The sequence below is a fragment of the Candidatus Bathyarchaeota archaeon genome, assembly GCA_026014585.1.
Taxonomy (GTDB): domain Archaea; phylum Thermoproteota; class Bathyarchaeia; order Bathyarchaeales; family Bathycorpusculaceae; genus Bathycorpusculum.
In genome coordinates this window covers 291,344-315,075 of the sequence record JAOZIA010000024.1, presented here as the reverse complement: position 1 = coordinate 315,075, position 23,732 = coordinate 291,344, and the positions used below count along the sequence as shown (strand labels likewise).

The window sequence follows — 23,732 nt, the reverse complement described above, 5'->3', positions numbered from 1 at the left end:
TATGTTAAAAAGTGATTTACATTAGTAGGCAAGGGAACGCTAAATGAAAATAAAAAATATCCTACGTTCAAGAAAAGCAATATCCCCAATACTTGCAACCCTACTACTAGTCGTGATAGCTGTTGCAGCAGTTGTTGCGACCTATGCATGGGTAACAACCTACATGGGAAACACAACAGACCAAGCAGGCATACTGCTCTATGAAGCAAACGTTAGCTTCAGCGGCACTGACACAATTATCATTGATGTAGGCAACTCTGGAACTTCCGCTGCAACAATTTCTGCAGTTTACGCGGGAACCAGCAGTTCAAACATGGCAGCGGTTACACCCAGCTACAATGATGGCAGTTCTAGCACAGTCAATGCAGGTTCAACTTCAAGCTTTAACGTGACAATGTCGTGGACAGCAAATAACGTGTACTACTTCAAAGTAGTAACAACATCAGGTCAACCACTGCAGTTTAGCCAAAAAGCATAATCCCACATTTCCTTTTTTTGTTTTTTCTGATTACCATTTCTAAGGTACGTTTAATTAATTCAGAAAAGAATATGGTTGCCATGAGCATGCAAGTAGCCTTAGACATAGCACGTATCGCCGTAAGTATAGCTTTTCTTGGGTATGCTTCATGGAAAGACCATCAAACACGAGAAGTCCGTAACCTCGTCTGGGCATACTACGCCCCAATAGCTCTTGCATTAACCACAATCGAATTTTTACTCTACCAGCCCACTTCCCTTATGTTTTTGGGCTTAAGCATCGGCGTAACCATATTTTTTGCTCTAATCCTCTTCTACACAGGCGGATTTGGCGGCGCCGACTCAAAAGCACTCATGTGTATTGCAATAGCCCTGCCCTTTGCCCCCACAGCATTGGCGCTGCCCCTTCTTTCCCAAGGCAACTCCCCGCTCTCTCAAGTCATATATCCTTTAACGATTTTTACAAACTCGGTTTTATTCGCGGCTTTAAGCGGATTGTATTTGTTGTTGCATAATTTGGTTTGGCATAAGCGGCATGGACAGAAAATGTTTGAGGGTAGTTTAGCTAAGGAGTCGGTTGGCAAAAAAATTCTTGTGTTGCTCACGGGTTATCGTGTTCCAATTGCAAAACTCAAAGAAAAATGGCACATTTACCCATTAGAAGACTTAGAATCCGCTGAGGCTGAAGCAGTTGACCGCAAACTAATGATTGTACCTAAAGATGAGGGGCGAGACAAAATTGTTGAGCGCTTATCAGAAGCAATTGATGCTAAAAAGATTGACAGCAACATTTGGGCTACCCCCGGTTTACCTATGCTGATTTTCGTGTTTTTCGGTTTACTTGCAGCATTGGTTTTCGGAGATATAATTTGGGTTATTCTGCAATCAATTTTGCTTTAAGCTTTCTTCCAAAAGATTTTTGCTTCTTCTCATGTACGAGATTGAAGCTGTAACCATAAGAGCAGAGCCTGCAGCAACAAAATCAACTGCAAAACCCCTGTACGGATAAACCGCCTCATTAAACGTGTCGGTTAATGCATACATGTTTGCTGCTGTTTCAGTTGTGGTTACTTGGTAAGTGTATAAGAAAGCGCTGACTGCAAATAATATTATGGTAATAATTAACAGTGAAATCTCAGTTTTAAACTGCATATCTTTCCCTTTGTCTCTCTTGCCTTAGGACTTTAACTTTAAAGCATAAAGGTTATTTTAGCTTTTTGGAAAATACTATCTGGTGTTCATGCCGTGAATTTGGCGCAGAGCAAAAAAGAGCTTCAAAATTATCTGGAAAGCAAAACTTCAGTTGATTTTTCAGTTGTGGTGATGCCTGATTTTTTCCTTGACCGCCTAATCAGTCTGGACTGGAATGCACAAGAATTTTCCAAACAACTCCAAGATGTCGTGGCTCGTAAAGGTGGCAGTCTCGATGGAATTTCTCAAACTGACCTCAACGGCGGAAACGCCATAAACGTTGCCTCAGCCCTCTCAGCATTAGGCGTCACCGTCACCCCAATAGTTTGCACCAACAGTTTTGGCTTAAACAAAATCCAATACTACCTCAAAAACGGCAACATAGACGTCTCTCACATCAAAATTCAGCCTAAAGCATCAATCACAACCGCATTGGAGTTCAAAGGTGGTGATGAAAAGGTGAATGTGATGATTCGGGATGTGGGTTCTCTTGTGGATTTTGGGCCTCAAGACCTAACAGAGAGCGATTACAAGGTAATTGAGCACGCGGATTTTGTTTGCCTCTTTAACTGGGCTGGAACTTTGCGGTTTGGCACGGAACTGGCAGAGACAGTTTTTAGGCGAACAAAGCGGGGCAGGGGTAAAACCTATTTTGACACAGCTGACCCAACCCCAAACCAACCCCAAATTCCCGAGGTAATAAGCAAGATTCTCAAGTCAGTTAATGTAGACATTTTAAGCCTAAACGAGAACGAAGCCATAACCTACGCCGCCCAAATCGACAGCGACATTAACGAGCACAAAACCGCTGGGGTTTCCACGGAGCTTGCCCTTAAAGCAGCACGCACTTTAGCTAATCACTTGTCAGCACGAATTGATTTGCACACAACAGAGTTCTCCGCAACCCTCCACAGAGGAAGCGAAGTTGTGGTTCCAACATTCAAAGTTCAGCCGCAACGTGCCACTGGCGCGGGCGACGCTTGGGATGCAGGCAACATCTATGGCGACGGTTGCCGCTTGTCTGATGAGTGCCGTTTATTGTTGGCTAATGCGGTTGCTGCTTGTTATCTCTCAAGCTCGGAGGGTACCCATCCAACTAAGGAACAAATCGTTAGTTTTTTGAGGGGTAGTTAACGTTACTGCCTTCTGCCTCTTATCATGGGCTGAGGAGTTTTTTCTCTGACTGCCATTATGCCGCCAGCTATCATTATTACAAACGGCAAGAACCCGAATATGCCACAAGAAACTAAAACCAGGATGCTTCCAATAATCATCAAGACGCCCCCGCTTCTCTTTCCACGTAAGCCACCAATAATACCAATTACCCCTGCAAAAAAGCCAACTACAGACTGAATATACAAGCTATTAATAAATGGACTTACGTCAGTGCCCATCACTGTTTGTGCGTTGTCAATTATTGCAATAAAACAGAATAATCCAAATGAAACCATCATCGCGAGAATACCGCTGCTAAGCCCTAACTTTGTAATATTGTCCACTTTTTCCCCTCTATTGATTGCTTAACTATTTTTGTGATTGTTTTAATTTAAAACCTTTTAGGTCTATCAACTGCTTATTTTTTAAATAATCAAAATTCTTTACTCAAATAATTTAAAATAATTCCGTCACCATTCACAGGTAAGAGGGAAGATTGACGCTTATGGGTAAACTGTTTGGCAGCTCAGGAGTACGAGGGTTAGCAAACATCGATTTAACACCCGAACTCGCATGCAAAGTCGCCATGGCAACAGCCGCCTGCGCAAAAGCAAAACGGGCAATCATAGCAAGGGACACGCGAACCTCAGGGTTAATGCTACAAGATGCCATTGTTGCAGGGTTAAATGCAAGCGGCGTAGATGTTTTACTGGCTGGGATTGTTCCTACGGGCACGCTGGCGTACGCCACTAAAGCGTTAGGTGCAGACATGGGTTTTATGTTGACTGCCTCACACAATCCACCCCAGTATAACGGCATCAAAATTTTCCGAGGTGACAGTCTATCCTACACTGACCCCGAACAAGCCGCAGTTGAAAAAGTAGTGTCTGAAAGTAGCTTTAGCTTGGCGGATTGGAAAAAAATTGGTTCAGCAACCCCTGTTGACGTAGTGCAAGATTACCTCAAAATGGCGCTATCCGCTGTATCCCTAAAAAAAGCTTGGCGCGTAGTTGTTGACCCTGGATGCGGAGCCACTTATCACGTCGGTCCAGCACTGCTCAAAGCGGCAGGTTGCAAAGTAACCGCGCTGAACTCTCAGCCAGACGGGCATTTCCCAGCACGCAAAAGCGAGCCCAACGCTGAAACCCTAAAAGACCTCTCAGCCACAGTCAAAGCAACTGGCGCAGACATTGGAGTGGCATTTGACGGCGATGGTGACCGCGTGGCTTTTGTGGATGAGCGTGGCGTGTTTGTGGACCTTGACCTCTCTTTGGCTGCTTACTCCAAATATGCACTGAAAAATAGTGGAGGCGGAATTGTGGTCACTAATGTTGAGGCTTCGATGGGTATTGAGAAAACCGCAGGAAACCTTGGCTGCAGGGTTGTGCGGTCAAGGGTTGGTGATGTTTACATTTCTGAAGCTATAAATCGTGAAGGTGCAGTTTTCGGCGGGGAACCTTGTGGTGCTTGGGTGCATCCAAGGCAGCATTTGTGTCCTGATGGTCCATTGTCCGCGTTAATGTTTTTGGCGGCGCTTGAATCTGAGGGCAAATCCGTTAGCCAGTTCATCAGCGAGATTCCTACGTTTACAACGCTTAGAGAAAATCTGCCTGTCAAAAACCAAGTCAAATATCAAGTTGTCGCCAAACTGGAAGCTGAATTGAAGGCGGCTTTTCCAGACTTCACGGACTTTTCTATGGTGGATGGTGTACGCTTGGCTCTTCGGAGTGGTTGGTTGCTGGTTAGGGCTTCGGGGACGGAGCCTCTTATTCGGTTAACGGTTGAGGGTGAGTCTGAGTTGGTGGCAAAGGATTTAACGGTGAAGGCAACAAACTTAATTCAGAAAGCCATAGTGAGTGAAGAACCATGAAAGCTGTCATACTTGCCGCGGGTGAAGGCGTAAGACTCCAACCCGTAACCCAAACACGTCCAAAGCACCTTATCAAACTCGCAGGCAAACCCATATTGCAGTACTGCCTTGACTCAGTAAAAGCTGCAGGCATAACAGAAACCATAATCGTAACCCACTACATGAGCGACACTATAAAGCAGCATTTTGGAGACGGCAGCAGTCAAGGTTTAAAAATCACTTATGTGGAGCAAAAAGCCATTTTAGGCACGGGAAACGCGGCAGAAACCGCAGAGCCCTATGTGGATGACGATTTTGTTTTGATTTATGGTGATTTGCTCTTTGGTGTGGACGCCGTGAAAACAGTGCTTTCTCAATATCAAAGCGGCGATGTCAGTGCGGTCATGGCAGTGGTGCCCGTTGATAAGCCTGAAAGCTATGGCATAATCGAGCAAGACAACCAAAAACGCGTCAAACGTATCGTGGAAAAACCTGCTGTGGGTCAAGCTCCCTCAAATCTTGCAAACGCAGGCATCTATGCTTTTAACAAAGATGTTTTCGCCAAAATCAGACAGACCAAAGCCAGCGTAAGGGGCGAATGGGAACTAACCGACGCCGTAACCCTGCTATCCGCTGAGGGCAAAACCGTGCTAGCCGCAGAGCTTCCAAGGCAGGACTGGTTTGACGTGGGTAGACCTTGGGATTTATTGGATGCTAACCTTTGGGCTCTACGGCGCATGGAGCATAATGTTTTGGGGACAGTGGAGCAGGGCGCGCACCTGATTGGGGCAGTTTCAGTGGCGGAGACTGCGCGGGTTCGTTCAGGAGCCTACATTGAAGGTCCAGTTTTCATTGATGAGGAAGCCGATGTTGGACCAAACTGTTTCATCCGTGAAGGTACAAGTCTTGGTAGAAAAGTACGCGTTGGTAACGCTTGTGAAATAAAAAACAGCATCATAATGGACTTCACGCATGTTGGGCACTTGTCCTATGTGGGTGATAGCGTTTTAGGAGAGCGCTGCAATTTGGGTGCGGGAACCATCATGGGCAACTATCGCCTTGACGCGGGTAGCATAAAAATGATGGTAAAAGACACGTTGGTGAATACAGGACGACGAAAGCTCGGTGCAATCTTGGGGGACAATGTGAAAACAGGTATTAATTCCACATTTATGCCTGGCGTTAAAGTTGGCACTGACAGCTGGGTGGGTGCAAACGTTATGATTGAACGGGATTTGCCATCACATACCTCGATTTTTCTAAAGCAAACCTTGGAGACTTCAGAAAAGAAGGCATGACTTTTTTGCTTTAGAATTTATAAACTTCTACAGTATATTATACCCGTATCTGGGTGATGTGGTTGTTTACTCTTGATGTTGGGTCGGGTCAAATGCAAAGAGGCGACGTTAATGTTGACGTTAGAAGGGTGCTAAGAAAACCCGGTTCCGAGTTTATTGTAGCATCTTCTTTTAATCTGCCCTTTGTGGATAATGCTTTTGAAAAAGTGTATTGCTGTCATGTTCTGGAACATCTAATTGACCCTTACAAGAGTCTAAAAGAGATAGTTCGCGTCTGCTCATACAATGCCCAAATCACTGTACCTCACGGGAAGCATCCTTATGCTCACATAGACACGGACCACAAAACATTTTTTGGCAGAAGCTGGTTCTCAAAAGCGGCGGCTCATCTTAAATGTGGATGCACTATTAATTTGCGTATAGATACTGAGCGGTCAATATTTTATTTACCTGTAGAAATTATTGTTCAAATATGGAAGGACACCAGAAACAAAAATTAAAAGAAGTGCCTAACGCACATGATTGCTGACACTTTTTATCTACATTTAGAGTTCAAAGGCAAAACCACATGTTGGTCTATTAATCTGCCCTTTCTATGTGACATATGTGGCGTTTGTTGTACACTGGATGATTTTTTAAACGCGGGTGAAATCAATGCAAACCCCACAGAGTACACAGAAATCCACGCAAAAATAAGAGCGCTGTTTGATAAGTTGGGTGTGATGTGGGAAGCAGACCAAGACAAATACGAAAATTACATCACACATACCTCATGTCCCTTTCTGGTAAACAATACCTGCTCAATATACGAGATTAGACCTGAAGGCTGCCGACTTTTTCCCAAAACCTTCTTTGGTATGTTAACTGAAGACTGTGAGGCTTTGAATAGGTTTAAGCGGATGCGTGCTGCCCTCAAAAAAGGAAGACGTTGCAAAGAAACCTACTGCTTTACCAAGGGCGCAAACGGTATAGGTGATGAACCCATCAAGCCAGTTAACTTCACTCAAAAACAGTACCAAAACTGCATTGTCCAACTACAGCAGGTAGGAATTACCACGGATGAAATGGTGCTTTTCAACGTTTTTAACGAACAGAAAATAAGTTCACAAGTAAGTTAAAACGATATTCTATTTGCCGTCTATTTGGAGTCTATTAGAAATACTATGCAGAAACCATAGAGGGGTAGTTGTAGCTGCGTTTCTATTTGGAGCCTAATAGCCAAAGTATGCAGAAACAATAGAGAGGAGCGGTCTTGTTTGGCGCATTTTGCGTCCAAAAACTTTTGCTTTTATATGCAAAAGGGTGTTTCTTTATACTTCAGTTTTTCCTGTGTTCGCCTTTAGGTTTTTAGTCATACTTATAATGTGCAAGTTTATCTATACCTGCAACGGAAGCGCAAGCCATGGTTATCTCAATTGACATGACCGAAAAACCCCAACTAAACAATCCAGTCCTCATCGAAGGCTTACCAGGCATAGGTTTTGTAGCAAACATTGCCTGCCTACACTTAATCAACGAGCTAAAAGCCAAAAAATTCGCTCAACTCTTCAGCAGCAGCTTTCAAGACTTCGCAGTAACAACTGAAGACGGCAGCACACGCAGCCCAATCAACGAACTCTACTACGTAAAACGCGAAGAAGGTCAGCAGGACCTCATAATCTGGTACGGAAACACACAAGCATTAACAACTGTTGGGCAGTATGAGTTATGTGGAAAAGTGCTTGAACTTGTTAAGGACCTTGGCTGTCGTTTTGTCATATCCATTGGTGGCTACAAAAAAGATGAAGCTGTACCTATTCCAGGACTCTACACGACAGCGACGGATGAGGAAACCATGCAGAAAGCGCTGGATCTTGGCACTAAAGTGATGGTTGGGCATGTTTTTGGTATTGCAGGTTTATCGGTTGGGTTGGCGCAGATTATGGAGATGAAGGGTTTTTCGCTTCTGGTTGATACGCCTGGTATGAATCCTGATGTGACCGCTGCAAAATATGCGTTGACGACTTTGGGCAAATTTTTGAATATGGAAATTAACATGGCTGGTCTTGAAGAATCTGGCAACCAAATAAAGAAGATGCTGGAAATTTTCGGGTTAATGAGAAGTATTACAGAAGAAAAGAAGAAGGAAGAGCAGCAGCTTAGATGGTTTATTTAGGCTTTAGGTTCGTGCATGAAGATTTCGTACACTTTTTGTACGCGTTCAGCAGCTGGACCTGAACCTTCAACTACGCCTCTCTCAGTCAGCTTCACTTTATCCATAACCCAAATGAAACCTTTATCCTCATAGAGTTTAACCATGGTTGGGAAGACTTTCTCAAGCCTACCAGCCAAAGATTTAAGGTCAAAGGGTTTTTCTGCGGTTAAAATTTGAGCCACAATGCTGCCGTTTAGGAAGACGCGGTGGATTGTGTTTCCGCCTTCTTCTTTGGCGTCAGCTAAACTGAGGCTGTAGTTGTCGGGGTTTATGCCGATAAGTGTTCCCGTGAACGATTTTCCAGTAGTGGTGACTACGCAAACGGTTTTGTCAGCTAATGCTGCGACTTCAGTGAAAAATTTTCTTTGCACTACGGACAATTTTTCATTTCTCCTAATATTGCTATTTCAGATTGCATTCACCTATTTATCTTTGACATATTTAAATATCCAACAAACCAACCCTCAACCAGAACACCACGCCTCTTTTGAGTATTAGTTTTAAATGCACAAACCCCAATATTGAAAATAAGCGTTTAGCGTTAAGCTGATTGAAATGGCGCGAAAAATTCATGTTTGGCAAGTTGCTCTTTTCACTGTTTTGTTACTTGCAACTGTGTTTTTTGGGTTAGCAACTCATGTAAGCGCGCAGGAAAACGAGAACCTTTGGATAACCGTAAAACCTGTTGGAGATGCCGAGTTTTATACGCCCGCAGGAAGTATCTGGACTCTCAAATTTGAGGCATTCTGGAGTTACGGCGCAAACGCAGGAAAACCAGTGTTAAATGCGACAGTGGATATTTTAGTTTCTGGACAAATTTCTGGACCCGATAACCTCCCAAACAATAGTCCCGTCACGCGGTCCTTCAATACAACCTCAGGGACTTTCCGGTTTAATTATTCTTCAACCGAAGAAGACATCTTAACTTTTACACCCGTTCAAATAAAAACCTCCGATGGTCAAGTGTTCAATTCCGAAACGACCAATATTAATGGGGTTCAAGCAGTTGGGCTAAAAGGTGACCAAGCCAAAGTGTGGTATGACACATTCCACGTTTCACTTCTAAGCTACAACACCGATATACCAGAAAAAATCTCTGCAACATTCAACATCACCTACCTGCTTTTACCCGAAAACGGCTTAACACTGCCCACACAAACCATCTACAGTGCTCAAAGTTTTCTTCCAAAAATAATCCACGACGCCAACGTAACCGTAAACGGTGTTCCCGCAACGGAAATTCAAAACGGCATCTACACGGCAGAGGTTTCCACGTTTTTTCCAACAGCTTACGTGATAGTAAAAGTGTCGCAGGATGGTTGGGTTACTACGGGTACAGGTTTTGATTTTCCCCATAACGCTAACCAACCCCTCTGGAGCAACATCGGCTTTGCTGCTTTAGCTGTAATTGCTGCTTTAACGTTGCTTGGCATTTTCTGGTTGCACAGAACCCAAAAACCCCTAAAACAGCTGATTAGGCCCTTTTTGGGTGGTGTCCTGTTACTGGTGTCTTCTCTTGTAAGCGTGTACTGGAGCGCTGTTGGGGTTGAAGCATCTTTGCATGGGTTTAATTGGGCTGTTTTGGTGATTTTATGTGTAATTTCCATTGTTTTAGGTATAACAGGTGCTTTGTTCTGTTTTAGGAGGGTTAGGCAAACGTTTGTTTTTATTTTCCTCTCTGTGTCCTTGGCGGTTAATGTGGCGTTTGTCAAGTTTGCTCTTGATGGCTACTTTTTGTCAACGCCGTGGTTGCTGATGGGTTTAACTTTGTTTTCTGCTGTTTTGAGTTTGCTTTTGATTGGTAATTCCGAGAAGCAATTCGCAGGTTAAGTCTTTTTTGGGCTAACGTTTTTTATACTGGCTTTGTGCTTCTTGTTGTGGTTTCCAATGAGTTTCGAAATTAAAGACAAAGACCTGCTTGGAAGAATCGGCAAATTACGAACCAAAAGTGGCACAGTGGAAACCCCGCTACTATTTCCCGTCATCAACCCCAGCGTCCAGCCCGTGCCGCCCAAACGCCTCAAAAAAGAGTTCGGATTCCAAGCCATAATCACCAACGCTTACATCCTCAAAAAACGCTTCCAAAACCGCCCCGTAGAAGAAAGCCTACACAAATTCTTGGATTATGATGGCGCAATCATGACAGATTCAGGCGCGTATCAAATCCTTGTTTATGGTGATGTGGAGTATAATCAAAAGGAAATCGTGGCTTACGAGGAGGGCATCGGAAGCGACATAGCCACAATCCTTGACATCCCAACAGGCTGGCGCGTAACCAAGGAACAGGCTGAGTTGACGGTGGCGGAAACTCATCGACGCGCCAAGGACTTTTTCAAACTCAAAACTCGTGATGACATCTTATGGGTTGGTCCTGTACAAGGTGGCAAACATCTTGACTTGGTCACAAAATCAGCTAAAGTCATGGGCAAACTCCCATTCAACATCCACGCGCTCGGAAGCCCCACAGAAGTTATGGAAAACTATCGCTTTGACGTGCTCGCTGACATGATATTAACAGCCAAAAAAGGCATCCCAGCCGAACGTCCTCTGCATCTCTTTGGCGCTGGGCACCCCGTAATGTTCTCTTTGGCAGTTGCTTTAGGCTGTGACCTCTTCGACTCAGCCGCTTATGCCCTGTACGCACGGGAGAACCGTTACATGACCGAAAACGGAACATGGCGACTTGAGGAGATGGATTATTTCCCTTGTTCCTGTCCAAGATGTGCCACTATGACACCCCAAGAACTACTGCAGATGCCCAAAAAGGAGCGGGAGATTTTCCTTGCAGAACACAATCTTTGGGTTTGCCAAGCCGAACTAAAACGCATCAAACAGGCAATTCGCAACGGCAGATTATGGGAACACACCGAAATGCGATGCCATGCTCATCCAGCCCTGCTCACCGCGCTTAAACGCATCAAGGGCAATGAGGATTTCCTTGAAGCCTTCAGCCCAACCATAAAAGACAGCGGCTTCTTCTTCTATGACAGCGTGGGACTGGTGCGTCCAGAAATAACCCATTACCAAAACCACCTAAAAACTCGTTATCAGCCGCCAGCAAACGCCAAAACCCTGCTACTGGTGCCACAAACAAGAAACAAACCCTTCCACAAAGCACCCGAATTAAAGAAAATCCGCCAAACCCAACGAAGCCTCGGCGAAAACGCAGAGCAGGTTCATGTTTGTGTGTATTGTGCGCCGTTTGGTGTGGTTCCACTTGAACTCGACGAGATTTACCCCTTGTCTCAGCATGAAACCGCATTGCCTTTGGAGCAAGAAACCATCGCGTATGTTGCCGCTCAAACAGAGGAGTTCATTAAACGGGGTGGTTATCAGGGTGTGGTTTTGCTAAATGACTCTAAACTCTGGAATGAGCACATTAAGAATGCTTGCGAATCCGCCTGCAAAGCTGCGGGTTTACTGTTTGAGTGTTTGGAAGTTCAAGTTGAGGCTGAAAAGAAAACCGTTGCCCGATTGAAAACTGCGTTATGTGCTCAGTTAGGCTGTTAACCTTGGTTTTTAAATAGCCTTTCAGCCATACCCTATAGTAAGGATGAGTGTTTTATGGCTAAAATTTGTGTAATGCTTTCTGAGGAAACTGAAAAACAGCTCTGCGCATATGTCACCAAGAAATACCTCAAAAAATCAGACGATAAACTCAGCGAAGTAGTGGAAGCAGCCGTTAAAGAGTACCTTAAACGAAAGGATGAGCACATCGGAAGCACTCAAACGTTCTATTAACAAACATTTTTTATTTCCCCATCCATTAAAGCTTCTGTAAACCTCTTGGAGATGTCAAAATAACCACCTTATTTGCAGACCTACACATACACACCATCTACTCATCCGACGCGCTAATCCAACCCAAAGCACTAGTTGATCAACTCGCCATCCACAGCTACATCAAAGTCGCCGCAGTAACCGACCACGACTCCGTCCGCGGATGCAAAGCCACCATGCAACTCGCCAGCGCAATCCCAGACATACTCATAATCCCCGGATGCGAAATCAGCACCACACAAGGCGACATGCTCGTTTTGGGCACAGAAGAGCTTCCGCCCAGACCGTGGACACCAGAGAACGTCGCAGACTACGCTAGAAGCATTGATGCAGTCTCCATAATCGCGCATCCGTATCGGCTCTATGGCATGGGTGATTATTCAAAAAAAGTCAAAGTAGATGCTATTGAAGTGCTAAACGGGGGCTCTTCGGTAGAGGCGAATCGTCAGGGCAAGGAATTGGCAAAAATCTTGGGGTTACCTGGTACTGCTGGGAGTGATGCGCATCAGTTGTCTGACTTGTTTAGTGTGTGCTCCAAGATTGAATCGTCCTTGACGGTTGATGATGTTTTAGCTGCGATAAAGCGGGGAAATGTATCTGCACAAGCGGCAAATGGGTCAATACATATTTAAAAGACTAAAGTTTCATGTTAAATAATTATAAATCCATAAGGGACATGACTGATTTGCAGATTGGGTTTTTAGGCGGAGCAAGAGAAGTTGGACGAATAGGTATTACGGTAAAGTCTGCAAAAACCCAAGTTGTGCTCGATTACGGTGTAATGCTGGATAACCAACCAGGGTTTCCTATGCATGTTCCGCCTAAAGACGTGGACGCCGTGGTTTTAACGCATAGCCACCTTGACCACTCTGGCGCGCTCCCAATCTTTTACATTAACGACAAAAAACCCCTAATCTCAAACAAACTAAACCTGGACCTCTCCCAACTTTTGATTCAAGACTTCATCCACCTCTCCAGCTACTATTTGCCCTTTGAGTATCTGGAACTTAAAACCATGATGCACAACCTACGTAACGTTGAGTTCAATGGTGAAACAACTGTTGGCGACATGAAAATCACACTGTTTAATGCTGGGCACACGCCGGGAAGCGTGCAGGTTCTGGTGGAAGCTGAAGGCAAACGCATCCTATATACGGGTGACTTCAACATTGAAGAAACCAAACTGTTGCCTGGTGCATCAATGAACTACGGTGACTTAGACGCAGTCATTATTGAGAGTACATATGCGGATTCTGATCACACGCCAAGACCCGAACTTGAGAAGTCATTCTTTGAGGCGGTCACAGAAACCGTTGAGAGAGGCGGAACCGTGCTGATTCCCTCGTTTGGTGTTGGGCGTTCGCAGGAAATCGCCTGTGTCTTAGCATCGAATCATTTTGAATATCCCATTATCTTGGATGGAATGGCAAGAGAAGCCAGCAGAGTAATTATGAACAACAAAGAATACCTCAAAGACCCCAAAATGTTCATGAATGCAATGCACTCCGTGGATTGGGTGGAAGGCTGGCGTGACCGAAGACGCGCACTCAAATCTCCCTGTGCAATCGTCTCAACTGCGGGTATGCTCAAGGGTGGACCAGCCGCGTTTTACCTCTCAAAACTGGGAAAGAAAGCCTCAAACGCTGTTTTCCTTGTTAGCTACCAGATTCCAGGCACTCCAGGGCGGGAACTAATGGAGAAAGGCATCTGTACCATCGATGGCAAAGTCCGCAAAATCAAGGCCCGCTATCAGCATTTTGATTTCTCCTCTCACTGTGGCGCAAGCATGCTAAAAGAAGGCTTAAAACGGCTCGGTGGTAACCCCAAAGTTTTTGTGGTTCACGGGGCAGAGGGTAACTGTGAGTTGTTTGCGAATTGGGCACGAACTGAGTTGGGTTTGGATGCGGTTGCTCCACGGACTGGAGACACTTTTGAAATCTAGTTTTGATTGGAGTAAAAGCAAAACGTATTTTGCGACGAATGCTACTTACAAATGGCAATTGCAGTAAGCAACGAGGCGTAGCGGATATGGCGCAAAAAAGTCACTTTAAAGTTGAAATGATCTATTTGCTTCCTATACTGGCAAGCCTGCTTTTTGGGCTCTGCTGCACATGGCTGCTTATGGATCAGCAAAATATTGTTCCCTCCGTTACTCCTGTTTCCCCCGATACTCCTGGTGCCCCAATTTTTGATGCCTTCTACTTTGTCATTTTAATCGGAATCAGCGCTACAGTGTTCTACATTCTCATCAAGCATCGAAGCAAACGAGTAATCACTGCCCTAATCGGCATAGCGATGACTGCCGCAGCGATTTTGATGTCACTGATTTACCTTCCAGCCCTTTTCAGCCGTCTCTGTCCAGCATTATATTCTGATACTTTAGTCATAATTTTAGCTGCAATAATCACGGTTCTGCTTGACCTTGCCATTTTCCGATTCGGAATAAAATCAGGCAACATCGCCGTTATCCTGCTTGGTGGTGCACTTGGGGTCTTTCTTGGCAAGTACCTGCCTTTCTACAGCACCATCGCCATCTTGGTTTTCCTTGCAATTTACGATGTTATTGCGGTTTATCGTGGTCCCGTGGGCAAAATCGCAGAATCCGCATCTGGACTGGATGAACTGCACGGTTTAAGCTACTCTTTTAAAGATATCCAGATGGGCCTTGGCGATTTAGTGTTTTACTCCATGCTTGCCTCAGGTGTATTCTTCTTTGCGGGCATAGTGCCTTATGTAGTTTCAATTGTGGGTATTATGATTGGGTCAATTATAACGTTCTTTATGCTTGAACGCCGAGACATTTTTCCTGGTTTGCCTTTTCCGATAATGCTTGGTTTGGCTGGCGGAATAATTACTTACTTTTTGTTGGCGCTTTTCTAGGTTAAATTTAGGAATTCAACGGTGAATTCTGTTCCAGAGCCCTCTTCGCTCTCAAAACTGACTTTGCCTCCTAAACCTTCAGCTAAACGTTTCACCACCGCTAAACCTAACCCTTGACCCTTAGCCTTGGTTGTGAACAGCGGCATGAACAGTTTATCTTTTGCTTCTTTTGAAATGCCCACGCCTGTGTCTTTTATGTTAATTTTTGTGATGTTGCCTTTGCTTTGGGCTTTTATGGTTAATTCTCCACCGTTGGGCATTGCTTGTATCGCGTTTATTATCAGATTTGTTAATGCACGTTTTAGATATGCTGGGTCCGAATTTAACGTCAGTTTGTTTTCTACTTGTAGGTTGGTTTGTATATTTTTAGGAATTTTAATCATTGAGAGAATGTTTTGGATTAACTGTTTCACGTTGATTTCTTCAACAACTGGTTTAAGAGGTCTTGTGTAATCCTGCAGGTCACTGACTATCTTGTTAATGTAGAAAATGTTTTCCTCAATTGCCGTTATGCTTTCTCGGATGACTTGTTTGCTTTCTGATTCAGAGAGGTCTTGTAGTTCCTCTTTAACCAGATATACATCGCCGATGATTGCCTGAAGTGGGTTACGAATATCATGTCCAACCATGCTGGCTGTTTGTCCAATAGCCGCCATACGCTCAGACGCCTTTAGCTGATGTGCCCGCTGCTCAGCCAACTGCTCCATCTTGTTAGCGTACTCCTCCAGTTGAGAAGCGTTTTCTTTAAGTTGAATCTGAATTTTTGCCATGTCCTTTTCGGCTTTTTTGCGTTCAGTAATGTTTCGGGCAACATGTACCGAACCCACCATGAAACCTTGCTCATCAAACAGCGGCGTGGTGCTCACCAAAAAATCTCCACCTAACCTTTCCTCATGCACTTCTGCAATGTGCTCTTCGCCATCCTGTATGGTTTTTGAGTGAGGACAAAAATCCGGTGGACAGCTTGTTCCGTGAACGTGGTCATAGCAGTTTAAGCCGATACATTTTTCTGCAGGAAGTTTAAGCGCGTTTGTCATGGCTTTGTTTGCACGTACAATGTGATGATTATTGTCAAGTATGGCAATTAGGTCGGGTACGCTGTCAAAGGTTCGTTCCCAATCAGTTTTTGCTTGGTTTAATGCTTCCTCCGCTTTTTTCCGTTCAGTTATGTCATGAAAGACGGTTGTGAATTTTCCTGTGGCTGTGGAAATGCATGATATACTAAAGTATCTATCCATTGGTGGGAAATAGGTTTCAAAGGTTCTGGGTTTTCCTGTTGCTGCTACTTTAGCGTAAACGTCAAGGTACAGCGGGGTTTCTGTACCGTAAAGTTCCGAGGCTATTTTTCCTACAGCATCTTCTTTGCATAATCCAGTGATTTTTTCAAAAGAAGGATTAACATCAACTATTCTATAGTCCGCAGGCATGTTTTGGGCGTCAGATATTATTTCGTGGAATGCAACACCCTCAGTCATGGACGAGTAGAGTTCACGGAATTTTTTCTCCGTTTTTATCAGAGCATCCGCAGTCTTTTTTTGCACTATGCTCTGGATAAGTGTCCATTTGCCCTCCCGTTTAATCATACTAAACTCATGGTTTGTTACAACGTCAATGATTTCGTCAGCTTGACACTTATCAATTGAGTATGTGCAGAGAACAAGCATCTTGTAGTTGCTTATGACTTTGTTTATTTCTGTCTCGTAAGCAGTGAAATCTTTCCAGTCTTTTTTGTTACTTAACCAAAACGGGTTTCCAGTAGCCCTCAATCCAGCATAACCAGCTACAATGGCTTTATTGTGTTTTTCAACCCAAGCATGAAGGACACGTTGCAGCTCGAATTTGCCCTCTTTCAGGTACCAGTCGGTGTATGGTATGATTTCTATTTGTCCCTTCGTTACATAATCTTGATAGTTAGGTATGGCTTGCTGCATGGCTTTGTTTGCTGTTTGGGCAGTCAAAAACTCGCTGGTTACCCAAACACAGAGTTCATTATTTTTTAAGCCATCAACAAAGTAAGGAACAACAACATCAAGTAGGTCTTGCTGGCTTTTGAAAAATTGGCACATGTGTGTACCCCAGTTTATGTTACCTACAAAATCCAGCCCAGAACTTCTGACTTTAGCCATCCTGTTCCCTTTCCCTAATTTTAAGGTGTCAAGTAAGAAAAATGTTTTGAATAAAAAAATTTATTTTCCTATTTAATTTTTTAAATAAAACGTTTTATTTTCGCTTTATTAAACACCAATAGCTGCATTGTTTTGTTGAATCCCAAATTAACGCTCAAGAAAAAAACCTCCAACCGTGCTATAGACATCTCAACTTTTTTTCGTTTAACTTTTTTGGGGTTATACAAAAGGGCTTTAAACTAAAAATGCCACATTCTCATGAGGTACGTGGTAACTCCCATACCAAACAAACGGCGAAAAGCTCCACTCATAATTATCACTGTTTTAGCTTTGGCTCTTGCTACCTACATGCTGTTTGAAATTGTTCAAGACGTTCTGGTTGAAGGTACCCCTTTAACAAGTGAGCCTGTAATTGGCGCCATCTTTTCATTCACCCACAACGTTACCGCAACCATTGGCTCATGGGGATACGTGGGTGTTTTTGTTTTGATGCTTCTTGAATCCAGCAGTTTGCCTATTCCCAGCGAAGTTATTCTTCCCTTTGCAGGCTGTCTTGTGTCCACAGGTCAGCTTGGTTTCTTATTAACAGTGCTGGTATCCACTATAGCTGGCGTTGTAGGTTCACTGATTGATTACTACATTGGGCTTAAGGGTGTGCATCTTCTTTTGAAATACAAACTCCTTGGCAAAACTATCTTCTCCCCCAGTCAACTTGAAACTGCTGCGTGCTGGTTCAATAAACGGGGGTCAATAATGGTTTTCATAGGTCGCTTAGTGCCGGGTGTAAGGACTTTGATTTCTTTTCCTGCAGGCGCGGTGAAAATGTCCATGCCTAAGTTTCTGATTTATACTGCTGCAGGTTGCTTGTTATGGAATAGTTTGCTTATTTACGTGGGTTACTATTTGGGGCAGAACTGGACTGCAGTTGCTGGTGTGCTGCATTACGTGTTAATTGCTGTTGTTGTCGTTGCTGTGGTTTTGTTTGTTGCGTATTTGGTTTGGAAAAGAAAAAACTGGGTAGATACGCAAAAAATGTTGGGGCTGAAGGGGGATTCTGAGAGGTTAGTGTCCTCGTAGAGTGAATTTGTCTATGAGTTTCTTGGATAATTCTTTTTTGTCCAATGCATAAGCAGCTACAGCAACCAACAAGGGTGCATTTGTCAGTACAAGCATAATTACTGAAAAGATTCGGACGTAAAAGTTGGCGGGAACCGAAAACACGTACACATTAACAAGTATGCCGCCTAAACTGATGACTGCAACCAGTAGTCCCATGGAAAGTTTGATGTTAAATTCTCTGTCAAATGAAACCAAAATATCAAGCAAAGCAGAGACGCCCAGTATACATGAGAACCAAAGGAAAGCAAAACCTAAAACGTTACCCTCAAAGAGGTAGCAAACAGAGATAATTGTGAAAAGGGTGAAAATCACTATTCCACCTCTTGGAAATTTAGATTTTACTGGTCTATCCATTTTGTTTCTTCCTTCTGTGAGCATGTTTTGCGTTTAACCAGAAAAGGAACCGCCGCCACTATACCCCAGACTGTGCCCTCCACCGTTGCATACCAAAGATACCTACCCACACCTGTTAAACCTGTAGTTTCTCCAAGAACTAAAAACGTTGCACTTAACACTGCACCAATAACTAACGCCTTTGCAGTCCATTGAATCATGGGTGTGTTTTTTGGGTTAATGGGTGCTTGACTGGTTTGAAGTGTTGGTTCTTTGGGAAGCCACCCTCTTAAGTGATTCTGTAAGCGATTTTTTGGATTCATCATGTTATCTCCATTAGTGTTTGTTTCTTGAAGTTCCGAGCCAGCAAATTGTTAACTAAAAAACACGCAAACAAAAGAGCAATCCACAAGCCCAACGTGACCGTGCTGTTTGCAATGTTTGGGTTAACCCACAAATACGTTCCCAACAAAACCACAACCATCCCCACGTTTACGATGGCAATTCTTTTGGCTGCTCTTTTTTGCGTTTCCGTGATGGGCATGCTTTGGTTATGTGATCTATTTAAAAAGATGGTGACTGCAATGAATGCCAACGCCCCCGATATGCCCGCTGCAAAGGAATCATAAGCCCCCAAACCTAACAGGTGCATTGCCCCCATGGACAGAAATACAGCAGCATAAACCGCCAAGAAACTAGCAATGTATGGGGTGTAGTTTCTTTGCTTCGGGTTGGCTTGGGCTGGGAAATGGTTTGTACAGTTAGGTTCCTGTGGAATCCAGCCTCTGAGACGATTTTCCAGTGATTTTAGAGTGTTCATGTTTTAGTGTTCCTTTTCTTGTTGTGGCTCAAAATTACTGTGATTGCTACAACCGTTATGCAGACAACTAAAAGTATAACAAAAACGTGCGGATCTACTCCTGAGAGTAGTCCTAAACCTAAAGCGGTATCTAACCCGCCTAAGAATGCACCTGCAAAACCCATCGCAAAAATCAAAAGCCCCAATCGAACACCCGTTATGGGTATTTTAGGGTTTTTTGTTTGTTGAAGACTTGATATTTTCAGCTCTTCAGGCACCCAACCTCTGCTCTGTTGTTTTGTATTCTGCTTGTTTTTCATGCTTTCACTTCTGGATTTGGGGGTTTTGGGATTGCTATTGTTCCTATTTGTATCCAATCTTGCATTAGTCTCATGTTTTCCTTTTTTTCATATGAATGAAACATCCAAAATCTAATGGGCATATGCGGTACTAGAGCCATGTACGCAGAAAGTAATGATAAATTTAGAGCTTGTGTTGCATTAAAAAATGAAGAATTAAAAAGGAATGAAGATGCCCATATTGTTAACAAAGGCGCAATAAGGAGAAGAAGTTCTTTTTTGTTTGGTCCTTCAATTCTATAACTTCTTGAAAGTCGGCAAAGCTGGCTTTGAGTGAACATGTAGTTGGAAAGTATTCCAACTGCTACTCCCACAATTATCCAAGCGATTTCAGGCATTATGTGAATCTGTGTTGGCCCAAATTTTCCTATAAAAACTGTTGCGAGGGCTATATAGACAACTGCGCTGACGCCAGCCACAGTTATGGCGTTTAAAGTAACCCCTGACGGAATTACTACGGGTTGCTGACTGGGTTCAGCACTGATGTTGGCTGGTGTACAAATTGAGAATGATTCTTTTGGCATCCAGCCTCTTAGTCTATTTTCTAAACTTCTTTTCGCAGTCATGCTTTCAACTCCGGAACAAGTTTGGAAAATATTTGATGGGCTAGCTTGGCAGGGTGGATTTTGTCGGCGCCCTCGATTTCTACGCCTCGCTCTTTGGCTATGTCGAGTAGGTATTGGCGTATTTGGTTTAGGAAGGTGGGGTCTGTTACTTCTTCGGGGTTGTCGTGCCAGTACCAGACTTTTATGCCGTAGTTGGTGCTGTAGGTGAGGATGGCTTTACGTTTTATGGCTGGGTGGTAGGCGAGGAGTATGCCTTGTTGGGGGTAGAGTTTGGTGACTTGTAGGTCGTTTGCTTGGGCTACGTCTAGTAGTGTTGTGGATAGTCGGGATTCTGCGGATAGTTTGGTTTGGTTTACGAATTGCCGGGTGGTGTGGAGTTTTTCTGCGATTGCATTTATGGTTAGGCCTTTGTTTATCATTGACCAGATGGTTTTTTGTTTTTGGCTTAGGGGTGATGATAGTGTGCAGTTTGCTCGCATTACAACATCCTTGTAAATAGTTACTTATTTACAATTATTTAAAAATTGTGTAATCTGTACCAACAAAAACAAAAAAAAATAAAAAACAGGCTCAATCAACTAATCTTTTCAATTTTAGGCTTCAATTCCCCATTAATACCCAAAATCTTAGCCTCTTTAACCTGCATCATGCAATCCACATGATACGCCTCATTAAATCGCCGATAATTCACGCTGCCCAGAAACGCTGCATCAACCGACACAGGTGAATCCCCTGCAAAAATGCCAACATCTGGCATCATAATTTTACCCGGATTCGGCAGGCAATCACAATAAGGTGTAATATTTTTTGCAAAATTCACGTAGGATACTTTTTCAGGTTTAAACGTGGATAGCACACCATACGCCGCTGATGCTACCGCTTTGAGAAGATTTTCTTTATGAACAAATCTTATAGCACCTATTGGGCAAATAGCATTACACACGGGGCAACGCATGCACACTGGCGAAGTGTTTCTTGCTTTTCCTTCAATGATTTCAGGTAAATCCATAGGGCAAACTTCTTTGCATTTTCCACATCCTATGCATTTGGTTTGGTCAATTTCTAAGCCGACAACTCGGTGCTGACGGAGTTTGCCTGCTTTTGGGGTGCAGCCCATGCCCAGATTTTTTATTGCTCCCCCAAAACCGCACAGTTCATGCCCTTTGGTGTGGGTGATTACTATCATGGCGTCTGCTTCTGCGATGGCTCCTGAAACCTCGATTTTTTGCAGTATGCCTTTGGTTTTTATGGTGCGGTAGTTTTCACTTTTTAAGCCGTCTGCCACAATGAAGGGTGCCATGCTAAAACCGTTAGTTTGCGCGGTTATCATGTGGTCGTATGCGTTGTTTCTTTGGGCTAAATAGTACGTGTTTGAATCGGTTAGGAAGGGTTTGCCGCCTGCCTCTTTGACTCTGCGTATGATATCGTGGACAAAAAATGGTTGAATATAGTAGGGATTGCCTAGTTCACCAACATGCAGTTTAACAGCGACTAAGTCACCTTTGTTGATGTAATCAAAAGTTTTAGCTGCATCATACAGCTTGTTTGCTTCTTCCATGAGGTTTTTGTTGGTGTCCCAAGAAACAAAATGTACTGTCACCTTCTCGTTCACCGCAAAAATCAATATTCTAGTGGCAATATAAATGTTAGAGTCAAAAAAACAGAAAACTATGAACAACTGCTCAATATTTTTTTATTGTTTTAAGTTTACTTTTGATTTCCTCTATTTCTTTGGAGTTGTCCACCAAAATGTTTAGCCACAACTCAAACTCTGTCTGGGAAATATCCTTCTCCATTTTGCCCTCTGGATTGCATGAAACATACTGCGCCTGTTTTGTGGGGTCAGCGAAAATTTTTATGTAAAACGTGCGGTCTGCAACCAAAAGCCGACATGAATAACCTTCTGTTTCACCTGCTTGACAATCCAAAATGTAACCCATGTTTTTCCTCATCTGATTAGTTTTTATTTCTTTTAAACGCTAAGTAGCTTCCAGCTAAAATGATTGTTATTATTGCTGTGGAACCTACAATCCAGAACAATGGGAAAGCATAAATTGTGAAGTAAATGGTTTCTTCGGAAGTATTGCCCAGTTGGTCGATTGCATAAATTGTCAGGTGATGCTGTCCTTGTGGCATGCCTGGTAGTGTGATGTTTCCGATTATTGGAACTGGGTCTTTTCCGTCTAGGCTGTATGTCCATGTGCTATTTTCGTTAACTGTAAATGTGACTTGAATATTTGCTGAATTGTAGGTTATGTTTTGAGGATTGAAAACGGTTATTTGTGGACCTTGTGTGTCAATGGTGAAGTACACTATGTTTGAAACACCCATGTTTCCCAACGAATCATTAGCGTAAACTCTTATTGAGTGCGACCCGCTTTCTACGTTGTGTAGCGCGGTTTCCCCAGTCATCGTAACCAAGGGACCATTATCTAACCTATAACCCACCCAATCCGTGGACCTGCTAGTTATGTATGAAATGCTAACTTCTCTGTACGTCTTGTTTTCAGGAGTTAAAATTTCAATTTTTGGCGCAACTTCGCCATAACCTGCAGGATTGAATTTCTCATTTGTTGACAAGCATTTTTCCCCGTCAAATCCGCCCACCGCATACAAAACATCATTACTCACTGCAAGACCAAAATATGCTCTTGCACTTGGCATTTCTGCATCAGTGCTCCAAGTGTTTGTTTGGGGGTCATAGGTTTGAGTTTTATTTTCAAAACCTGTAGTGGTACATCCGCCAATAAGATGGATTTTTGCTGGTGCCATGTTTCCGCTGGTTACTGCGCAGCCTCCGTAACTGTTGATTGTGGGTAGGTTAGCTGCGGTGCTCCAGTGTTGGGTTTGTGTATTGTAAACTTGGTTGTAATTTAAAATTTCTGAGTTGCCGCTTTGTCCATCTCTAACGCCGCCCATAATGTAGATTTTATCATTCATTACTGCAGAAGCATATCCTTGGACGGCGATTGGAATGCTTGTTTCTTTTGACCATGTGTCAGTTTGGGGGTCGTAGACTTCGTTTATGTTTGTTTGGCAGTAATAGGGGCTTGTGTTTGTGTAGTTTCTTCCGCCGATTAGGTAAATCTTGTCGCCTACAACGCATGCGGACAAGTCTGCACGTGGAATACTCATGGAACGTTTCTGCTCCCACGTGTTAGTTATTGGGTCATACACTTCCGTGTTTGCTGTAAAAGTAGACCCTGTTCCTGTGCTTCCACCGAAAACGTAGATTTTGTTTTGATAAACCGCTATGGCAAAGCCGTTTCTCGGAGTCGGCATTGCGGTTTTGGTTGTCCAATTGTTAGTGGAAGGGTTGTATTCTTCTGTAGTGCCTAGAACTTGTAGGTCATTTGAGCCGCCTATGGCATAGATTTTTCCTAAAACTGAAACCACGCCCAGTCCACTTCTTGCAGTTGACATAGGTGTCATAGTGCTCCATGTTCCTTGGTTGCTTTCTTCGGCGGCGTTTGCGAGGGGAATGCACACTGCTAATGTAACCATTGATGCAATAAGCGTGATGGCTATCATCTGATTTTTCCGAATGGAAAGGTTCCCCCGCTTTTATGATACTAATGCAGTTTACCCTTATAACATTAAGGATTT

28 protein-coding genes are annotated in these 23,732 nt (G+C 43.6%); 15 read left to right on the top strand and 13 right to left on the bottom strand.

The features are described 5' to 3' along the window. The first annotated feature begins 43 nt into the window (after positions 1 to 43). Both NWF01_10915 and NWF01_10910 read left to right on the top strand, forming a co-directional pair. Positions 44 to 478: a hypothetical protein gene (locus NWF01_10915; protein MCW4025526.1), complete on the top strand. Its 435-nt coding sequence runs from the start codon at positions 44 to 46 to the stop codon at positions 476 to 478. 80 nt (positions 479 to 558) lie between these two features. Further along, positions 559 to 1,377 carry a prepilin peptidase gene (locus NWF01_10910; protein MCW4025525.1) on the top strand — a complete coding sequence of 273 codons (819 nt, stop codon included), beginning with the start codon at positions 559 to 561 and terminating at the stop codon, positions 1,375 to 1,377. Here the strand turns inward: NWF01_10910 and NWF01_10905 are convergent. Beyond that, positions 1,363 to 1,629, bottom strand: coding sequence for a hypothetical protein (locus NWF01_10905; protein ID MCW4025524.1), 267 nt, complete (start codon positions 1,627 to 1,629; stop codon positions 1,363 to 1,365). The two genes, NWF01_10910 and NWF01_10905, sit on opposite strands and share 15 nt — an antisense overlap. A gap of 93 nt (positions 1,630 to 1,722) precedes the next feature. Here NWF01_10905 and NWF01_10900 point away from each other — a divergent pair, with 93 nt between their 5' ends. Then, a complete protein-coding gene (locus tag NWF01_10900) occupies positions 1,723 to 2,802 on the top strand; it encodes a carbohydrate kinase family protein (protein MCW4025523.1) in 1,080 nt (359 codons plus the stop codon). A gap of 2 nt (positions 2,803 to 2,804) precedes the next feature. Here the strand turns inward: NWF01_10900 and NWF01_10895 are convergent, their stop codons facing one another. Further along, positions 2,805 to 3,167 carry a hypothetical protein gene (locus NWF01_10895; protein MCW4025522.1) on the bottom strand — a complete coding sequence of 121 codons (363 nt, stop codon included), beginning with the start codon at positions 3,165 to 3,167 and terminating at the stop codon, positions 2,805 to 2,807. A 161-nt stretch (positions 3,168 to 3,328) separates the two neighbouring features. On the opposite strand from NWF01_10895, the gene glmM reads away from it, so the two are divergent. The 5 genes from glmM (at position 3,329) to NWF01_10870 (ending at position 8,125) form a co-directional block, all read left to right on the top strand. After that, on the top strand, positions 3,329 to 4,693 hold the full coding sequence (gene glmM, locus NWF01_10890) for a phosphoglucosamine mutase (protein ID MCW4025521.1): 1,365 nt from the start codon (positions 3,329 to 3,331) through the stop codon (positions 4,691 to 4,693). Continuing rightward, the gene (locus tag NWF01_10885; GenBank protein MCW4025520.1) at positions 4,690 to 5,970 is read left to right on the top strand and encodes a sugar phosphate nucleotidyltransferase; all 1,281 of its coding nucleotides are present in this window, start codon (positions 4,690 to 4,692) and stop codon (positions 5,968 to 5,970) included. Before glmM ends, NWF01_10885 begins: the two co-directional genes overlap by 4 nt. A gap of 62 nt (positions 5,971 to 6,032) precedes the next feature. Then, positions 6,033 to 6,470 carry a class I SAM-dependent methyltransferase gene (locus NWF01_10880; protein MCW4025519.1) on the top strand — a complete coding sequence of 146 codons (438 nt, stop codon included), beginning with the start codon at positions 6,033 to 6,035 and terminating at the stop codon, positions 6,468 to 6,470. An 18-nt stretch (positions 6,471 to 6,488) separates the two neighbouring features. Continuing rightward, on the top strand, positions 6,489 to 7,088 hold the full coding sequence (locus NWF01_10875) for a YkgJ family cysteine cluster protein (protein MCW4025518.1): 600 nt from the start codon (positions 6,489 to 6,491) through the stop codon (positions 7,086 to 7,088). 284 nt (positions 7,089 to 7,372) lie between these two features. After that, positions 7,373 to 8,125, top strand: coding sequence for a PAC2 family protein (locus NWF01_10870; GenBank protein MCW4025517.1), 753 nt, complete (start codon positions 7,373 to 7,375; stop codon positions 8,123 to 8,125). On the opposite strand, the gene NWF01_10865 is transcribed toward NWF01_10870, so the two are convergent. Beyond that, a complete protein-coding gene (locus tag NWF01_10865; protein MCW4025516.1) occupies positions 8,122 to 8,535 on the bottom strand; it encodes an Lsm family RNA-binding protein in 414 nt (137 codons plus the stop codon). The genes NWF01_10870 and NWF01_10865 overlap by 4 nt on opposite strands. Positions 8,536 to 8,719: 184 nt before the next feature. Here NWF01_10865 and NWF01_10860 point away from each other — a divergent pair, with 184 nt between their 5' ends. The 6 genes from NWF01_10860 to NWF01_10835 all read left to right on the top strand — a co-directional run bounded on the left by NWF01_10860 (position 8,720) and on the right by NWF01_10835 (position 14,824). Beyond that, on the top strand, positions 8,720 to 9,994 hold the full coding sequence (locus NWF01_10860; protein ID MCW4025515.1) for a hypothetical protein: 1,275 nt from the start codon (positions 8,720 to 8,722) through the stop codon (positions 9,992 to 9,994). Positions 9,995 to 10,051: 57 nt separating this feature from the next. Continuing rightward, the gene (tgtA, locus tag NWF01_10855; protein ID MCW4025514.1) at positions 10,052 to 11,674 is read left to right on the top strand and encodes a tRNA guanosine(15) transglycosylase TgtA; all 1,623 of its coding nucleotides are present in this window, start codon (positions 10,052 to 10,054) and stop codon (positions 11,672 to 11,674) included. Positions 11,675 to 11,728: 54 nt separating this feature from the next. Beyond that, positions 11,729 to 11,905, top strand: coding sequence for a hypothetical protein (locus NWF01_10850; protein MCW4025513.1), 177 nt, complete (start codon positions 11,729 to 11,731; stop codon positions 11,903 to 11,905). A 116-nt stretch (positions 11,906 to 12,021) separates the two neighbouring features. Continuing rightward, complete coding sequence (locus NWF01_10845) at positions 12,022 to 12,576, top strand: hypothetical protein (GenBank protein ID MCW4025512.1); 555 nt, start codon at positions 12,022 to 12,024, stop codon at positions 12,574 to 12,576. Positions 12,577 to 12,620: 44 nt separating this feature from the next. Continuing rightward, a complete protein-coding gene (locus NWF01_10840; protein MCW4025511.1) occupies positions 12,621 to 13,886 on the top strand; it encodes an MBL fold metallo-hydrolase in 1,266 nt (421 codons plus the stop codon). An 86-nt stretch (positions 13,887 to 13,972) separates the two neighbouring features. Next, a complete protein-coding gene (locus tag NWF01_10835) occupies positions 13,973 to 14,824 on the top strand; it encodes a presenilin (GenBank protein ID MCW4025510.1) in 852 nt (283 codons plus the stop codon). On the opposite strand, the gene NWF01_10830 is transcribed toward NWF01_10835, so the two are convergent. Beyond that, positions 14,821 to 16,950: an MEDS domain-containing protein gene (locus NWF01_10830; GenBank protein ID MCW4025509.1), complete on the bottom strand. Its 2,130-nt coding sequence runs from the start codon at positions 16,948 to 16,950 to the stop codon at positions 14,821 to 14,823. The two genes, NWF01_10835 and NWF01_10830, sit on opposite strands and share 4 nt — an antisense overlap. A 267-nt stretch (positions 16,951 to 17,217) precedes the next feature. Here NWF01_10830 and NWF01_10825 point away from each other — a divergent pair, with 267 nt between their 5' ends. Next, the gene (locus NWF01_10825; protein ID MCW4025508.1) at positions 17,218 to 18,027 is read left to right on the top strand and encodes a DedA family protein; all 810 of its coding nucleotides are present in this window, start codon (positions 17,218 to 17,220) and stop codon (positions 18,025 to 18,027) included. On the opposite strand, the gene NWF01_10820 is transcribed toward NWF01_10825, so the two are convergent. The 9 genes from NWF01_10820 to NWF01_10780 all read right to left on the bottom strand — a co-directional run bounded on the left by NWF01_10820 (position 18,013) and on the right by NWF01_10780 (position 23,657). Beyond that, positions 18,013 to 18,423, bottom strand: coding sequence for a hypothetical protein (locus NWF01_10820; protein ID MCW4025507.1), 411 nt, complete (start codon positions 18,421 to 18,423; stop codon positions 18,013 to 18,015). The two genes, NWF01_10825 and NWF01_10820, sit on opposite strands and share 15 nt — an antisense overlap. Beyond that, complete coding sequence (locus NWF01_10815; protein ID MCW4025506.1) at positions 18,408 to 18,725, bottom strand: hypothetical protein; 318 nt, start codon at positions 18,723 to 18,725, stop codon at positions 18,408 to 18,410. The genes NWF01_10820 and NWF01_10815 overlap by 16 nt, the downstream gene beginning before the upstream one ends. Next, positions 18,725 to 19,222, bottom strand: a complete 498-nt coding sequence (locus NWF01_10810) for a hypothetical protein (protein ID MCW4025505.1) — start codon at positions 19,220 to 19,222, stop codon at positions 18,725 to 18,727. The genes NWF01_10815 and NWF01_10810 overlap by 1 nt, the downstream gene beginning before the upstream one ends. Next, positions 19,219 to 19,521: a hypothetical protein gene (locus NWF01_10805; protein ID MCW4025504.1), complete on the bottom strand. Its 303-nt coding sequence runs from the start codon at positions 19,519 to 19,521 to the stop codon at positions 19,219 to 19,221. The genes NWF01_10810 and NWF01_10805 overlap by 4 nt, the downstream gene beginning before the upstream one ends. After that, a complete protein-coding gene (locus NWF01_10800; GenBank protein ID MCW4025503.1) occupies positions 19,518 to 20,126 on the bottom strand; it encodes a hypothetical protein in 609 nt (202 codons plus the stop codon). The genes NWF01_10805 and NWF01_10800 overlap by 4 nt, the downstream gene beginning before the upstream one ends. After that, complete coding sequence (locus NWF01_10795; GenBank protein MCW4025502.1) at positions 20,123 to 20,605, bottom strand: hypothetical protein; 483 nt, start codon at positions 20,603 to 20,605, stop codon at positions 20,123 to 20,125. Before NWF01_10795 ends, NWF01_10800 begins: the two co-directional genes overlap by 4 nt. 95 nt (positions 20,606 to 20,700) lie before the next feature. Further along, complete coding sequence (locus tag NWF01_10790; GenBank protein MCW4025501.1) at positions 20,701 to 21,726, bottom strand: DUF362 domain-containing protein; 1,026 nt, start codon at positions 21,724 to 21,726, stop codon at positions 20,701 to 20,703. An 82-nt stretch (positions 21,727 to 21,808) separates the two neighbouring features. Continuing rightward, complete coding sequence (locus NWF01_10785) at positions 21,809 to 22,066, bottom strand: hypothetical protein (protein ID MCW4025500.1); 258 nt, start codon at positions 22,064 to 22,066, stop codon at positions 21,809 to 21,811. Between the two features lie 16 nt (positions 22,067 to 22,082). After that, positions 22,083 to 23,657 carry a hypothetical protein gene (locus NWF01_10780; protein MCW4025499.1) on the bottom strand — a complete coding sequence of 525 codons (1,575 nt, stop codon included), beginning with the start codon at positions 23,655 to 23,657 and terminating at the stop codon, positions 22,083 to 22,085. Positions 23,658 to 23,732: the final 75 nt, after the last annotated feature.